This is a genomic window from uncultured Shewanella sp., from assembly GCF_947497935.1.
GTDB lineage: Bacteria > Pseudomonadota > Gammaproteobacteria > Enterobacterales > Shewanellaceae > Shewanella.
In genome coordinates, this window is record NZ_CANMIO010000002.1 from 208,031 (window position 1) to 223,689 (window position 15,659).

16 protein-coding genes are annotated in these 15,659 nt (G+C 45.7%); 10 read left to right on the top strand and 6 right to left on the bottom strand.

Annotation, left to right across the window (positions count from 1 at the left end; translation table 11 throughout):
- Nucleotides 1-7 precede the first annotated feature (7 nt).
- The 5 genes from Q1A86_RS03120 to Q1A86_RS03140 are packed head-to-tail and all read right to left on the bottom strand — an operon-like array spanning nucleotide 8 to nucleotide 5,346.
- On the bottom strand, nucleotides 8-1,297 hold the full coding sequence (locus Q1A86_RS03120; RefSeq protein ID WP_299802826.1) for a hypothetical protein: 1,290 nt from the start codon (nucleotides 1,295-1,297) through the stop codon (nucleotides 8-10).
- 8 nt (nucleotides 1,298-1,305) lie between these two features.
- Nucleotides 1,306-1,989 carry an ABC transporter ATP-binding protein gene (locus Q1A86_RS03125; protein WP_299802827.1) on the bottom strand — a complete coding sequence of 228 codons (684 nt, stop codon included), beginning with the start codon at nucleotides 1,987-1,989 and terminating at the stop codon, nucleotides 1,306-1,308.
- A gap of 33 nt (nucleotides 1,990-2,022) precedes the next feature.
- Nucleotides 2,023-3,249: an ABC transporter permease gene (locus Q1A86_RS03130; protein ID WP_299802828.1), complete on the bottom strand. Its 1,227-nt coding sequence runs from the start codon at nucleotides 3,247-3,249 to the stop codon at nucleotides 2,023-2,025.
- A gap of 1 nt (nucleotide 3,250) precedes the next feature.
- Nucleotides 3,251-4,480 carry an FtsX-like permease family protein gene (locus Q1A86_RS03135; protein ID WP_299802829.1) on the bottom strand — a complete coding sequence of 410 codons (1,230 nt, stop codon included), beginning with the start codon at nucleotides 4,478-4,480 and terminating at the stop codon, nucleotides 3,251-3,253.
- Nucleotides 4,477-5,346 (bottom strand): outer membrane lipoprotein-sorting protein, encoded by an 870-nt coding sequence (locus Q1A86_RS03140; RefSeq protein WP_299802830.1) that lies wholly within the window; start codon nucleotides 5,344-5,346, stop codon nucleotides 4,477-4,479. Before Q1A86_RS03140 ends, Q1A86_RS03135 begins: the two co-directional genes overlap by 4 nt.
- Before the next feature lie 232 nt (nucleotides 5,347-5,578).
- Here Q1A86_RS03140 and lexA point away from each other — a divergent pair, with 232 nt between their 5' ends.
- The 6 genes from lexA to Q1A86_RS03170 all read left to right on the top strand — a co-directional run bounded on the left by lexA (nucleotide 5,579) and on the right by Q1A86_RS03170 (nucleotide 11,863).
- A complete protein-coding gene (gene lexA, locus Q1A86_RS03145; protein WP_299802831.1) occupies nucleotides 5,579-6,199 on the top strand; it encodes a transcriptional repressor LexA in 621 nt (206 codons plus the stop codon).
- Nucleotides 6,196-6,732: a cell division inhibitor SulA gene (locus Q1A86_RS03150; RefSeq protein ID WP_299802832.1), complete on the top strand. Its 537-nt coding sequence runs from the start codon at nucleotides 6,196-6,198 to the stop codon at nucleotides 6,730-6,732. Before lexA ends, Q1A86_RS03150 begins: the two co-directional genes overlap by 4 nt.
- Before the next feature lie 492 nt (nucleotides 6,733-7,224).
- Entirely contained in the window at nucleotides 7,225-8,793 is a 1,569-nt protein-coding gene (gene coxB, locus Q1A86_RS03155) for a cytochrome c oxidase subunit II (protein WP_299802833.1), read from the top strand.
- Between the two features lie 9 nt (nucleotides 8,794-8,802).
- Nucleotides 8,803-10,407, top strand: a complete 1,605-nt coding sequence (ctaD, locus tag Q1A86_RS03160) for a cytochrome c oxidase subunit I (protein ID WP_299802834.1) — start codon at nucleotides 8,803-8,805, stop codon at nucleotides 10,405-10,407.
- A 2-nt stretch (nucleotides 10,408-10,409) separates the two neighbouring features.
- On the top strand, nucleotides 10,410-10,985 hold the full coding sequence (locus Q1A86_RS03165; protein ID WP_220778279.1) for a cytochrome c oxidase assembly protein: 576 nt from the start codon (nucleotides 10,410-10,412) through the stop codon (nucleotides 10,983-10,985).
- Nucleotides 10,982-11,863 (top strand): cytochrome c oxidase subunit 3, encoded by an 882-nt coding sequence (locus Q1A86_RS03170; RefSeq protein ID WP_220765680.1) that lies wholly within the window; start codon nucleotides 10,982-10,984, stop codon nucleotides 11,861-11,863. Before Q1A86_RS03165 ends, Q1A86_RS03170 begins: the two co-directional genes overlap by 4 nt.
- A 17-nt stretch (nucleotides 11,864-11,880) precedes the next feature.
- Here Q1A86_RS03170 and Q1A86_RS03175 read toward each other — a convergent pair whose 3' ends face one another.
- Nucleotides 11,881-12,099 (bottom strand): DUF2909 family protein, encoded by a 219-nt coding sequence (locus tag Q1A86_RS03175; protein WP_299802835.1) that lies wholly within the window; start codon nucleotides 12,097-12,099, stop codon nucleotides 11,881-11,883.
- Between Q1A86_RS03175 and Q1A86_RS03180 the strand changes: the two genes are divergently transcribed.
- The 4 genes from Q1A86_RS03180 to cyoE all read left to right on the top strand — a co-directional run bounded on the left by Q1A86_RS03180 (nucleotide 12,098) and on the right by cyoE (nucleotide 15,656).
- The gene (locus Q1A86_RS03180) at nucleotides 12,098-12,832 is read left to right on the top strand and encodes an SURF1 family protein (protein WP_299802836.1); all 735 of its coding nucleotides are present in this window, start codon (nucleotides 12,098-12,100) and stop codon (nucleotides 12,830-12,832) included. The genes Q1A86_RS03175 and Q1A86_RS03180 overlap by 2 nt on opposite strands.
- Nucleotides 12,833-13,025: 193 nt before the next feature.
- On the top strand, nucleotides 13,026-13,568 hold the full coding sequence (locus Q1A86_RS03185) for a hypothetical protein (RefSeq protein WP_299802837.1): 543 nt from the start codon (nucleotides 13,026-13,028) through the stop codon (nucleotides 13,566-13,568).
- A gap of 130 nt (nucleotides 13,569-13,698) precedes the next feature.
- Nucleotides 13,699-14,682, top strand: coding sequence for a heme A synthase (locus tag Q1A86_RS03190; protein ID WP_299802838.1), 984 nt, complete (start codon nucleotides 13,699-13,701; stop codon nucleotides 14,680-14,682).
- 68 nt (nucleotides 14,683-14,750) lie between these two features.
- Nucleotides 14,751-15,656, top strand: a complete 906-nt coding sequence (cyoE, locus tag Q1A86_RS03195; RefSeq protein WP_299802839.1) for a heme o synthase — start codon at nucleotides 14,751-14,753, stop codon at nucleotides 15,654-15,656.
- Nucleotides 15,657-15,659: the final 3 nt, after the last annotated feature.

The following is a 15,659-nucleotide window of genomic DNA, read 5'->3' on the forward strand; positions in this document are numbered from 1 at the left end:
TTATAGTTTAAAAATACCAAGCGAGCTGCATATACAGAGACAATTCGAAGCTAAAGTACTGACCATCGTCAAACTTGAGTCCGCCATACTCAGTCCCCTTAGCCCCTATCGGCAATGAGAGCGCCGTAGTTAAACGCAGCTCGTCGCTCAAATTATTCAGGCTGAGCAGCTGATACAGGGCTGAGTTATCAGGAACGTTATAGAAAAGATTTTGTGATAGTGACCAAAGCGGGGTCATCTCGATATATAGGCTGCTCGCAAGATAATCTCGGGAGAGGTTGTATAGCTCACCACGCTGAATTTTTTCCAGTAACTGTGGATGTTGCCTAAGTGACTCGAGGCTATAGTCTCCATCGGTAATGCCTAAACCATTGTAGAAATACTCTAGGCTACCCGTCATATTTTTCTCTAAGCCCACCCAAGAATAACTCCAGTTGCTAACCAGAGAAAGATAATCCTGCTCCCCTAAAGTAACGACAAGATCCGTTGCCCAAATCGCGCCTCCGACACTAATGATGCTCGCGAGCGCCGCAACCGTGTCGCCATAATGCTCAGCGACTAACAGCTCATACTCGTGAATGTAATGGCTAAAACCATGGTATTTAAGGGCTGCGGTCGCAACATTATAAGTAACATCGGAGTCATGATTACGCCGCACGACATAGGCGGCCTGCAAATCGCTGCCATCTGCTAGTAGATGTTGGCCATACATCATGTCATCACCAGTCTTATACTCTTTATCCAAAGAAGTGGGATCGAATGGATTAACGAAATCCATAGGATTAAAAAACAGACCGTTGCCCCAGGTAATGGCCTGTCTACCCAGCTTGATCACATTGTTATCTGTTTGATAACCAACGATGGCTCTATCTAAACGCTGAAGCATCATAAAGTCTCTATGCTCTGAGATAGTATGGGTAAGATTAAACAGCCGCTGCTCATCATCAATCACAGCACTTAAGCCCAAATAACCATCAGCCAGGGGCGTTAATTGAAAACGATGTTCGCCATAGCCTGCCAGTAACTGATAATCGGCTTCTGCTAGCCAGCCTGATTGCCACTGGCTTCCAAGGTGATAGCGAAATTGTGCGGTTTGATTGAGTTGATGCTGACCATAGAGCTCCCGATAAACACTCTGCTCTGAAAAGGCATAACCTTCATACTCATACTTTAAATGGCCCTGATACTGTACTTCGGTTGCACAAAGAGCCTGAGAAACACAGCAAAGAAGCAGGACAATCCCCCTTCGCCAGAAGCAAAGTTTATCTCGCAGCTTATTGTAGCAGCCTATCTCCATATCTCTTCTCAACCAGCGGAGTCGGTGACAATTTTACCGTCAACCATATGTATATGACGCCGACAATAATCGAACACTTGCGCATCATGGGTGGCGATTAAAAACGTAATGTCATGCTGACGATTTAACTGCGTAAACAGTTCCAAGAGCTGTGCCGAAGTTTTAGAGTCCAAGTTAGCCGTTGGTTCGTCGGCTAAGATCAACACAGGCTTTGAGGCGATTGCCCGCGCCACTGCCACTCGCTGCTGTTGACCACCAGAAAGCTGTGCTGGCCGTCGCTTCTCGAGTCCTGTTAAACCCACCTCTTCGATGATCTCTTGGCTGCGCCTTTTGCGCTCAGTAACTGAAACGCCTTGTAACTGCATAACAAACTCGACATTTTCTTGTACGGTTAATACTGGGATCAGATTATAAGCCTGAAAAACAAAGCCAATTCGATGCAGTCGTATATCAGCCCGCTTTGATTTAGCCAGTCCAGTGATTTCAATATCCCCCACATGAATGCTGCCACTGTCGGGTTCATCCAGCCCACCTATGGCATTGAGCAGGGTCGTTTTTCCAGATCCCGAAGGGCCAGACAAGACAGTCATCTCTCCCTGCTGAATCGTTAATGAGACATTATCTAAACCATAGATTGTTTGCTCACCCTGCTGGAATGTTTTGACCAGTTGCTTACAAACTATGTTACTCATTGATTACCTTCTTATTCTAAGTATCGAGTGAATCTAGGCTGCGGTATTGATCGACTCTATCGGATTAGAGCGAGCGGCTTTGATCGCTGGCCATAGACTGGTGATAACGCCTAACGCGATAACAATAATATTGGCAGCGATGACATCTTGGCTATGCACCACTGGGTATAACCTTGTATCCATACCAGCCATCGCCAATCCGTCGGCAATAGCAGAAAGATCAACGCCAGCCGATAATGTAAAAGTGGTCAATAACGCCACGAGATCCCCAATAATTAAGCCTGTGATCAACAACAGCATCGCCTCGATGACAATCATAGAAATCACCGCCTTAGACTGTAACCCCAATGCCATGATTAAGCCGATCTCTTGCTGGCGCTCAAATATGGACATCAACAAGGTGTTAGCTAGGCCAAAACCCAGCACGCTAAAGACAATGACAATAAAGATAATGATGTAGCTATTCATCAATTCAGATATTGCTGCGAGATAGCCATTGAGTTCTCGCCAAGTTTCGATCTTGTAGTTGTTGTCTACGGCGGTTTGAAGGCTAACAACCACTTGTTCTAAGGGCTGCCGACTATCAGTGAAAAGTGCGATTTCGGTGACTTTATCAGGCATATTCAGCAGACTCTGGACAACCCTTTTCCCCACGTAGACAGTCGCTAACTCCTCTTGCTCTGTCGGTTTACTGTAGATCCCGACAACACGTGCTCCCAGCTCCGCGATTTCATTATCAACATCTTGCAGTGTGAGTACGACTCGCTTATTGAGATCCGTTTTAAGCCGCGTTGCCATCTTTTTCCCTATGATAATGCCGCCGTCATCGCCATCTCTAAGCATTCTGCCCGCCACGAGATCGAGCTCCTTAACGGTAAAGGGCTCTTGCTTTGGCTCAAATGCAATTAACTGTGAGCCTAAAGTTATCCGCTCACTGGCTAGCATGACTGGCGAACGAACCCTAGCCGCCCACTGGATGATCCATGGCTGATTAAGCTGATTTAATAAGTCGTCTGTGGGTTCGGCAATATGGTTCATCACGTTTTGGTCATTGATAAAATCACGCTGATGAATTTGGATCTCTCCCGGTAAATTATTGAGCGACGTCTGGTGCATCCCATCGACCATGCCCCGTAAAAATGCCGAAACCACTATCATTGACCAAACACCGAAGCTAATCGCCAACAGTAAAATAAAGGTACGCCTACCGTTACGCCACAAGTTGCGCCAAGCCAAGACAAACAGTACTCGATTAACCATGTTATTTACTCTGCATCGCACTAATAGGTTCGAGACCAAGGGTTTTAAACGCTGGATAGAAAGAGACTAAGACGGAACCGATGCAAACGACAGCTGGGCCGATCAGCACAGACAGTGGCGATAACAAGGGATAAATTCTATCGCCAATACCAAACTGCGCTCCTATATCTCCCATCCCCGGAAGCGATAGTCCAACTTGACTAAAATATCCAGCAACGACACAGCCTAACAACGCTCCAAGCAACATGCCTATGATGCCCATCATCAATGTTTCGAGTAATACTTGAGCAAATAAGCGACTAGGTTTAGCTCCTATCGCCAACATGATGCCAAACTCTTTCGTTCGTTCTAAAACCGCCATAAGCTGGGTATTCATCACGCCTAAAATAACTAGCAAGATCAGTACCGCGTACATGATGACGGCACTTGAAAGATCCGCCTCTATCCCCTGCTTAATGCCTGGGTTAAGTTGCTGCCAATCTAGCACTGTCAATTCAGGATCTTCGCGCAACAAGCTAGCTAACTTGTGTCGATATGCGCCCACCCTAGTCATAGAGGGGGTATTAATGCTGATGAAGGACACTTGATTAGGCATCTCAAAAATCTGCTGAAATCTTGCCATCGAGATTTGAGCCGTGGTGCGATCGATATCATTGATCCCCGTCTTAAAGATGCCTACCACCAACAGCACATCGGCCGCAAAGCCGCCCACCATAGTCGATCCCAGTACCGTTAGCTCACCACCTATTTCAACCTGTAAATTTTTAGCGAGACGCTCCCCCAAAACGATTTGATTATGGTTCCCAGGCTGTAGATATTGCCCCTTTATTATCTGCTGCGGAATATTCGAGGCTTGCGACTCCTTATCGGGCACCACGCCATTAACTAGCACTCCAACGCTGCGCTGCTCACTGGCGGCCAATACAAATCCACTGCTACGCGGAATAACGCTCAACTCTGGGTACTGCTGCTCTATAGTTGCAACCAAGCTATTGCTATCAGAGATACGTTTACGCAATTCGGGCGAATCTAAGTATCCTTGTTGGTTGATCTGTAACTGACTGGAAAAAATTCGCAGAGAGTTTTCAATCATCAAGGGATAAGTACCGGCTTGAATGGTGATCATAAACACCAGTAAGGTATTACAAAAAATCATCGCACCTATGGTCAACCATGTGCGACGCTTATGCTGCCATAAGCTTCTCCATGCCAATAACAGGTAGCTACTCATCGGCGAGGGTTACGTAAATTGGAAAGAGTGAACATATAGCTAGGTAAGCTAATATCGAAGCGTACATTTTGATTGTGAATTTCAGTCCACTCCTCGACCTTCTCCACTTGCGACATACGGCAGCGCATCGCCACACTTCTTGAACCGATGGCTTCGATCTCACCACAATCCATCGACTTCACTAGCAGGTTATCTTGATCCCAAAACTCCTGACGTAACATCACCCAATCATCACGCAACACTATTACTTGCCTCCCCCATACCACAGGCGCAGAGTCATGTGGGATCGACTCTATGGTGTACAATTGATGGCCGTCTACTCGCTCACTCTTAATCAGGCGATGCGAATAATCATCGAGTAACTCAGTGGTGCGACTCACATCTTTATTGGAAAAATCACTGCCCATCCAACTCTGATTCATCATAGATGATGGCACTTTAATAACTCGGTTAATTTTGGGGGAGTAACTCCACATCTGCTTATCATCAATAAGAAAGGCATTACCTGCATCAACTTTAGGTTCAATGACTCTCACCAGCGACTTCTTGTCCCCTTGAGTCCAGCCCTGTACCGTCATTGAGCGCTCCCAATCAGGGCGATGGATCACCATGGTTAACTGACTTGAAGAGGTCAAGCCTCGCCAATTATCCATCGCCCTCTCTATCATCTCTTGAGCCGTTACTTGTTCAGCAGTTTCAGCAGGCTGTTTAGCAGATAACTGAGCGGTGCTTTCGGTGGGGTTGGCAAAACAGTGAGTCACATAAGTGGCTGCCAGCACACTTAGCAAAAACACAGGCAAAGCAAGTCGAAATGAAGACAGCTTCAGAGGATTGGAAGCAGTACTTTCACTAGGTAATCGACTCATGGTTCCGCTCTCTTAAAACGATTTGAGTTAATAATAGCCTAGTCTAAAAAGTCGAAAGTTTTATTAATCTTACATAATCATCGAGACAGGAAAATTTCAGTTTCACATCGCTGGATTTATTTCATTTGAAACTGGATCCCACACACAGAAAAAAGTTATATCTGGTTATTACTTGCACTCATAAAATTACTGTATATACTAACAGGTACTGTATAGAAAGACAGGGTTAACAATGAGACCACTTACTCCACGCCAAGCAGAAATTTTAGAGCTAATTAAACGTAATATTGCAGATACAGGTATGCCACCAACCCGCGCCGAGATCGCAAGACGTTTAGGCTTTAAATCTGCCAATGCTGCCGAAGAGCATCTAAAAGCATTAGCCAAGAAAGGCTGTATTGAGATTATGCCGGGCACGTCTCGTGGCATTAAGTTAACCCAAGAAAGCACTGAAGAAGCGGATTTAGGCTTACCACTCATCGGCCAAGTTGCTGCGGGAGAGCCTATCCTAGCCCAAGAACATGTTGAGCAGCACTATCAAGTCGACCCTGCGATGTTCCGTCCATCGGCTGATTTTCTACTGAGAGTCCGTGGTGACAGTATGAAGAATATTGGCATTCTAGAAGGTGACTTGTTAGCAGTGCACAAGATAGAACAAGCTCGCAATGGCCAAATCGTAGTCGCTCGCGTCGAAGACGATGTCACCGTTAAGCGTTTCGAGAAAAAAGGAAACAAAGTTTTCTTACATGCTGAAAACGAAGAGTACTCACCGATTGAAGTGGATCTAGCAAACCAAAGCTTAAGTATTGAAGGTTTAGCCGTTGGTGTGATCCGTAATGGAGACTGGCAATGAACAAACTATTAGGAGTTAGCCCACGTCACCCAGGGCTTTGGCAAGACATACCGTCGACGAGCATGACTGCAAACGCGGGCAATGAGATCACTAGCATGGTGACCCAGACTCAAGGTCGCGACGAGCTCACTCAGATCAGTGCTCAACTTTCACAGCTAAGCCAACAAGGCCGCTGGATTGTACTTATCAGCCCTCCTAATATTGGTTATAAACAGATGCTAGCGGCAGCTGGCGTAAGAATGGATAGGATTTTACTGGTTCACGCTAAAGACGAAGTCGAAACACTTTGGGCAATGGAAAAAGCATTGACCAGTGGTACTTCTAGCGCAGTAATCACCTGGACTAACTCGTTAGATGCTCGTGATAGTCGACGCCTACAGATTGTTGCCAAAAGCGCACGCGCAGCAGGCATTATTATCGAAAATGCCAATGGAAATACTATTGAGAATGACAGTCGTCATTTACTCGATAACTCTGTCAGCGCTCAAGACTGTAGTTTTACCCAAACGTCATTATTTGGCGCAATTCATTAAGACACTCTGCTAGCCTAACCCTCTTTCTACAAACTAAGTTTCTAGTAAAGACTCTTGGTTTTGCTAAAGCTCTCAATCGAGAGCTTTTTTATTGCCAGAAATTTATTTCCATAATAGGCAAATGAATCAAAAAGTGATCTTGATCAATATTTAAACACCAAGTAGTGTAGGAAGTGATAACAACGATATTTTGTTATATCCGAACGATTTAGTCGTCGGTCTTTAATTTGGCTCTAAGTAAATTATCACTCAAATTAAGACTGAAATCGGCCTGATATATTTCAGCCGTAGGTGCCAAACGTGGTGACACAAAACAGTAGCAAATACTGGATATACAATAGTCTCTGTCGCAATTGAGTTAATGCGACAACTTTGACAAAACCACTCGCGCACTTTGAAGTCATCGTTGCTTTTTTGGGAACTGAAGAGTTTACATAGAGCAGAGACTTACTGTGTGACTCTTCTTTGTCTTGTTGACAGAGGAGAAGTCTAGTGAAGCAATTGTTGTATAGTGTGCTGGCGCTACTATTTACGCCCGCGCTTGTTGCATCGGAAATGCCACTTAATATGACAAAAGGTGTTACGGATATCAGTGGTCAGGTCTACAGCCTGCACATGATTATTCTTTACATCTGTTGTGCTATTGGCATGGTGGTATTCGGCGTAATGATTTATGCCATGATCAACCACCGCAAATCTAAAGGCGCTGTTGCCGCCAATTTTCACGAAAGCACTAAAGTCGAGATCCTATGGACTGTTGTGCCTTTCATTATTCTTATCGGTATGGCCATTCCGGCAACCAAAACACTGATTGCTATGGAAGATCCCAGTGACGCCGACCTCACCATTAAAGTGACTGGTTCCCAATGGAAATGGCATTACAGTTACTTTGATAAAGACATATCGTTTTTCAGTTTACTGTCGACTCCGAGAGATCAGATTGAAGGCAACGCAACCAAAGGCGAAAACTACCTACTGGAAGTTGATAAGCCATTAGTCCTGCCAATTAACCGTAAAGTACGCTTTTTAATGACCTCAGAAGATGTTATTCACTCTTGGTGGGTACCTGCTTTTGCCGTTAAAAAGGATGCTAACCCCGGTTTTATTAATGAAGCCTGGACCAAGGTTGATAAGCCGGGGATCTATCGCGGCCAATGTGCTGAACTTTGCGGTAAAGACCACGGCTTTATGCCAATTGTAGTTGAAGCATTATCGGAGGAGGACTTTGACGCTTGGCTAATAGCTCAGCAACAAGAGGCCAATAACGCCGCAGCTGCAGCACAGGCAGCACTATCACAAACACTCACGATGGAAGAGCTCATGGCTCAAGGCGAGCAAGTGTATATGGCTCGCTGCGCCGCCTGTCACCAACCTAACGGTGCAGGCCTTCCAGGTGTATTCCCATCCCTTATTGGCAGCCCAATGATCAAAGGTGCTGTTGCAGGCCATATTGATATTGTGGTCAATGGTAAGCCTGGCACTGCGATGCAGGCATTTTCGCAGCAGCTTACCGCCACCGAAATTGCCGCCGTCGTAACATTTGAGCGTAATGCTTGGGGTAATGATTCGGGTGAAATGGTGCAGGCCGCTGATATCAACGCAAATGCCGGTGCAGCAACGGATGACAATCCTGATTCAAGCGCTAGCAATGCAGGAACACCTACTACATTACCCGCCACGATAGATGATGCAGAGCCGCTAGAAGCTGTAGCCGTTGACGCCGCAATTGAAGCTGTTGTGTTAGATGACTTAACCATGGATGAGCTAATGGCCATGGGTGAGAAAGTCTATATGGCCAGCTGCGTTGCTTGTCACCAAGCTGCAGGTACAGGTCTACCACCCGCATTCCCATCACTCGTTGGTAGCCCTGTAATTAAGGGACCTGTTACCGACCATCTTGAGATTGTTATTAATGGTAAACCTGGCACTGCAATGCAGGCATTTACACAGCAACTAACGCCGCAAGAAATCGCAGCAGTGATTACCTTTGAGCGTAATGCTTGGGGTAATGATTCGGGTGATGCCGTACAAGCATCTGATGTTGATGGTCACGCTAAGTAGGGGATTTAGATGAGCACAATTACACAGGATTCACCAGCCGCTCACGACGATCACCATGATGACCACCATCATGGGGCGCCGAAAGGCATCATGCGCTGGATTTTAACCACTAACCATAAAGATATCGGTACGCTTTATTTATGGTTTAGTTTCATTATGTTCCTCACCGGTGGCGCCATGGCAATGGTGATCCGCGCAGAACTTTTTCAACCAGGCTTACAGTTAGTCGAGCCCAACTTTTTTAACCAGATGACCACTGTTCATGGCCTAATTATGGTCTTCGGTGCGGTAATGCCTGCCTTTACGGGATTGGCTAACTGGTTAATTCCTATGATGATTGGCGCGCCAGATATGGCACTGCCGCGGATGAATAACTGGAGCTTTTGGATTTTGCCTTTCGCATTCTCTATCTTGCTCAGCTCGTTATTTATGGAAGGAGGTGGGCCTAACTTTGGCTGGACCTTCTACGCACCGTTATCGACCACCTATAGCCCTGACAGCACAGCCTTGTTTGTGTTTGCTGTGCACATTATGGGTATAAGCTCGATTATGGGTGCGATAAACGTGGTGGTTACTATCGTTAATATGCGTGCACCGGGCATGACATGGATGAAGCTACCGCTATTCGTTTGGACTTGGCTGATTACCGCATTCCTATTGATTGCCGTAATGCCGGTGCTTGCGGGCGTGGTCACCATGGTGCTAACCGATAAATACTTTGGCACCAGCTTTTTTGATGCAGCTGGCGGTGGTGACCCAGTGATGTTCCAGCATATTTTCTGGTTCTTTGGTCACCCTGAAGTCTACATCATGATTTTACCGTCATTCGGTATTATCTCGGCCATCGTGCCGGCCTTTAGTCGCAAGCGCTTATTTGGTTATTCGTCGATGGTTTACGCCACCGCGAGTATCGCCATTTTATCCTTCTTGGTTTGGGCACATCACATGTTTACCACAGGAATGCCGGTATTTGCTGAGCTATTCTTTATGTACTGCACCATGTTGATTGCAGTGCCTACGGGGGTAAAAGTGTTTAACTGGGTGGCCACCATGTGGCGTGGTTCCATTTCTTTTGAGACACCTATGCTGTTTGCGGTGGCATTTATTATTTTGTTCACCATAGGCGGCTTCTCAGGTTTGATGCTGGCGATTACTCCCGCGGATTTTCAGTACCATGATACCTACTTTGTAGTGGCGCATTTCCATTATGTACTGGTGACAGGAGCTATCTTCTCCATCATGGCGGCAGCCTATTACTGGTTACCTAAATGGACCGGCAACATGTACAGCGAAAGCTTGGGGCGTTGGCACTTCTGGTGCTCAGTTATTTCGGTGAACGTATTGTTCTTCCCAATGCATTTCCTTGGACTTGCGGGGATGCCACGACGGATCCCTGATTATGCAATTCAATTTGCTGACGTTAACCAGATAGTCTCCATCGGTGGATTTGCTTTTGGTCTGTCGCAGCTGATTTTCTTAGCCGTGGTAATTAAATGTATTCGCGGTGGTGAGAAAGCGCCAGCTAAACCGTGGGAAGGAGCCGAAGGTCTAGAGTGGACCATTCCAAGCCCAGCGCCTTACCATTCATTTACAACACCGCCAGAGGTGAAGTAAGCATGGAAAATACAAAGCGTAAATCCAATAAAAAACTGATCATAGTGCTGATTTTTAGCTCTCTGGGTATGTTTGGCTTTGGATTTGCGCTTGTCCCTTTATACGACGTACTGTGCGACGCTCTAGGTATTAACGGCAAAACCCAAAGTACTGCCAGCGTTTATCAGCCCGTCGTCATAGATAAAAATAGAACCATTACCGTAGAGTTTGTGTCTCAGGTGCAAAGTGATATGCCTTGGACGTTCGAACCAGAAGTTAACACTATGCAAGTTCACCCCGGTGAGCTTATTCGGACCCATTTTGTAGCAACAAATTTGTCTGCAAAGCATATTGTTGGCCAAGCGATCCCGTCTGTATCACCCGGACAAGGCGCCGCATACTTTAATAAAACGGAATGCTTCTGTTTCAATCAGCAGGTATTAACGGCCCAAGCCGAAGCTGATCTCCCACTGATATTTTTTGTGGATCCCGAATTACCAGATTCAATATCAACCTTGACCCTCTCTTATACCCTCTACAACATCACCGACAAAGGCTATGTCGCCAGCACTGCTGTAGAGCAAGGAGCCGCAAGATGACAACAGATAACAAGCATGAAAACTATTATGTTCCCGCCCAAAGTGCCTGGCCGATTATTGGTGCAATAGGCCTATTTCTCATCGCTTTTGGCGCGGGGAGTTACGTCTCTGAATTAAAGAGTGACGGCACTGGCGGTGGCTATATTTTACTGGCTGGAATAACAGTGATCATTTTTATGATCTTTGGCTGGTTTAGAACCGTGATTGCCGAATCAATGGCAGGGCTTTACTCTAAGCAGATGGATCGCTCATTTCGACAAGGTATGAGCTGGTTTATTTTCTCAGAAGTGATGTTCTTTGCTGCCTTTTTTGGCGCACTGTTTTATGCCCGTATGATTTCAGTGCCTTGGTTAGGTGGCGCATCAAATAATGCCATGACTAATGAAGTGTTATGGCCAACATTTGAAGCGGTTTGGCCGCTAATTACCACACCAGACGGCACAACAACTCAAGCTATGGGTTGGATGGGGCTGCCCCTGTATAACACCCTAATCCTGTTAACCTCGTCGGTAACACTGCACTTTGCCCACGTGGGGCTAGAACAAGATAAGCGTAAAGCACTAACTGTCTGGCTAGGCTTAACCATTTTATTGGGTATCGCTTTCCTTGGGTTGCAAGCGGAAGAGTATATTCATGCCTATCAAGAGATGGGACTTACCCTAGATGCAGGCGTTTACGGCAACACCTTTTTCCTATTAACGGGCTTTCACGGTATGCACGTAACCTTAGGAACCGTGTTTCTGATAGTGCTATTTTTTAGAGTACTCAAGGGGCATTTTACTCCTGAAAAGCACTTTGCCTTCCAAGCCGGAGCTTGGTATTGGCACTTTGTTGATGTGGTATGGCTATGTCTATTTATCTTCGTTTACGTGTTGTAAAAGATGAAACCTAACCATTAATAGGGTCTGGAGTTAGGGGCTATGACTCCAGTCCCTAGCGCCACCAGCAGTAAGACAACGACCAACACAGAGAACAGAACCCGTCGGCCTAAGTATTGGCTCATAGGGACTGATGTCTCCCCTTTCACCATAATAAACAGGGCGCGGCCTAGATTAAACAGTATGAATAGCAGTAGCAGCACTAGGACCAATTTAAAGATAAACAAAACAGACATGGGCTCTCCTCGCCTTAAGGTGAATCTTGCTTGGTTATTTATTGTGCTTGTTACTGTGATAGTGTTTTCAATTTTGGTCAAGCTAGGTTTTTGGCAACTCGAACGCGCACAATATAAGTCACAATGGCAGCAACAGCTGAGCGAAAGACAAGCGGCCTCTGTGCTCAACTATTCTCAGATACTCAATTTTCCTAAAGAGGAAGCCTTAACCGGTTTTAAACTTAAAACACCTGCTACCCCGGTATCGAATAATATTTTTTTACTCGACAACCAAGTCTATGAAGGTCGAGTCGGTTACCTTGCACTTCAAGTTGTGCAAGTGAGCGAGCAAGAGCCTTGGCTACTCGTTGAACTAGGCTTTATTCCTGCAGGATTAAATCGTTCACAGTTGCCCAATGTAAAACCCATAAGCCAGCCAATCGTTTTAGAGGGACGCGTTTATCAAAAGCAGATAAATCCGATGAGCTCAGAGTTAATGGCTGAAAACGCTTGGCCCAAGCGCATCCAGAACCTCAATATTCCCCAGTTAGCTCAATTGATTGATAAACCTTTGGCCAGCGTTGTCTTGCAGCCAAGTAATCTAGACAACCCATACCCTCACCCGTGGCAGCCTATTCCACTCTCTTCACAGAAGCATCAAGGTTATGCCGTGCAATGGTTTTCGATGGCTGCTGTGTTTGCATTTTTAATGGGATATCTGTTGTTTCGTAAACTAAAACAATCAGATAAATAAGAAAACAAATAGGCTATTGCTAACTATACACAGACACTGTAGGTTAGAAATTAAGCGACCTAGCCGTTCCGGGAAGCTCAATTCTGATCAATTATTTTGATGGATTATTGTCACCATTTTTAGCCATTACAGACTTACAAGATATGTTAGTCAGTGCGCTAGAAGGGATGAAATAACAGAAAGAGGAGATGGAATGAACTCCCCCAAAAAGAACGGTAAGCGTACCCTCATACTTTTGTTGCTGGCTTTTGTACTGCCGGTAATGGCGGCTAAGATTGTACTCAGCTTTGATTTATACCAAGGCGGAGCGACCAATAAAGGCCAACTATTAGATAGCATCAGCTATACCAATCTAGCCATGGCTAACCCTCAGCCTCAAGAATGGCAACTGTTATATCAATTGCCTAGCCATTGCGGCGCCATCTGTGAAGATAGACTCTACATCTTACAGCAGAGCCATACCGCCCTTGGTCGTAATCAAGACCGAGTACACACCATTATTATGGTTAATCAGCAAAGCGACACCTCTGCATTAACAGGCTTTGACTTTGTAACAGCCACTCCCTCTAAACAGCTTAGCCAATTGCTCGATCAGCAAGAGCTAGTGATAGTCGATCCGCTTGGAAGCTTAGTAATGAGCTATCCGATTGCCGAAGACCATCAAGCACAAATAATGCAAGGCAAAGCCTTAGTCGCTGACTTACGTAAACTGCTTAAGTTGTCGCGAATAGGATAAGGAGTGCCAGTCATGCAGATTAAGTCGTTATTGAAGATCACTTTAGTGTTTACCTTATGCGTGATAATGCATAGCCGCGCTTATACTTCGCTAGCCATCGCCAGCTCAAAAATTGTTGGAGGTGATTGCTATGCAGATTAAGTCGTTATTGAAGATCACTTTAGTGTTTACCTTATGCGTCATAATGATGGGAGCTTATACACGACTCTCTGACGCTGGCCTTGGCTGCCCTGACTGGCCAGGTTGTTACGGTATGCTAAAAGTGCCCACCGAAACCCACGAGTTAACTCAAGTTCAGCTAGCCTTCCCTGACCATACAGTTGAAACCGAAAAAGCTTGGTTGGAAATGATCCACCGCTATATAGCTGGTGCGCTTGGGCTGCTGGTTTTACTGATTTTAATCCTCAGCCTCAAAACGGCTGATGCTCCCAAGAAGCTGCCAATGTTCATTGCTGCGCTTATTATCTTTCAAGCAGCATTGGGCATGTGGACCGTCACAATGAAGCTGATGCCTATTATTGTTATGGCGCACTTAATTGGTGGCTTTGCGCTATTTTCACTGTTGTTATTACTGTACTTACGTAACAAACCACTAAGGATCCCCGGTGGCGATCCTACTGCGCGCAAACTAGCTGGCTTTGCCGCTATCTGTATCGGTGTGTTGTTATTACAGATTGTATTAGGCGGTTGGACATCAGCCAATTACGCCGCCCTTGCTTGTACCACATTGCCATTTTGCGAGGGCAATTGGGTCGATAACCTTAACCTTGCTAAAGCCTTCTCTCCTTTTCAAGGTGATCACGCCAGCTTTGAATTTGGCGTACTCGATTACCCCGCAAGAATGACCATACATGTGGCGCACCGTGTTGGCGCAATCATCACCGCAGCCATGCTGCTATATCTGGCCTTTAAACTTATCCGCGATGCCAAATCAAACATCATGCGCAATGCGGCTTGGTTGCTAGTTGGTTTGGTGATTTTGCAGGTGGCACTCGGCATCAGTAATGTCGTTCTCAACCTTCCACTAGGGATTGCAGTTTCTCATAACGCTGGTGCTGCGCTATTGCTGCTCAATCTAGTTTTTATCAATTACGCCTTATGGCGCAAAGCATAGAAAGGCTAAATAAATGACAACAAATAACGCCTTTCATTTTAGTAATCGAGTACAGTGAGGTACCGAATATGGCCAAACAAATCGCTATAACACGCAACCCGTCAACGCCGATATTTCAGTGGCGTGCCTACTATGAGATGACCAAGCCTAAAGTGGTCGCACTCATGCTGCTTACCGTTTTAGTGGGTATGTGTTTAGCCGTACCAGGAACCGTACCACTGGTGCCATTAATTGCTGGCATGGCTGGAATTGGCATGATGGCCGGCTCTGCAGCGGCCTTTAATCATTTAATCGATCGCCGTATCGACGGCTTGATGGCACGTACCTACAACAGGCCATTACCTAAAGGCAGAGTCTCTATTGCTAAAGCGTTAACTTTCTCCTTCGGTTTAGGCATTTTAGGTTTTGTCATTCTATATACCTTGGTAAATCCACTGACCGCTTGGCTAACCTTTGCCAGTTTAATTGGCTATGCGGTGGTTTATACCGCCTATTTGAAACGCGCAACACCGCAAAATATCGTGGTGGGTGGTTTGGCAGGCGCAATGCCACCGCTGCTCGGTTGGACAGCAGTAACAGGTGAATTCCACGGTAATGCATTGCTACTGGTGATCATCATCTTTGCTTGGACGCCGCCACACTTCTGGGCCCTAGCTATTCATCGTAAAACTGAATATGCCAAAGTCGATATCCCTATGCTACCGGTCACTCATGGCGTTGAATTCACTAAAACCTGCATCTTTCTCTACACGGTATTGTTAGCCATAGCCTGTTTATTACCTGTGTTAGTGGGCATGTGTGGTCCCGTTTATTTAGTGAGCTCAACTTTACTCAGTGCAGGCTTTATCTATAAGGCATGGCAACTTAAATATCATGAGCAGCCAGGTATGGCGATGGATGTGTTTAAGTTTTCTATCTATCACTTAATGCTGCTGTTTATTGCTTTATTGGTCGATCATTATTTATGGGCATAACAA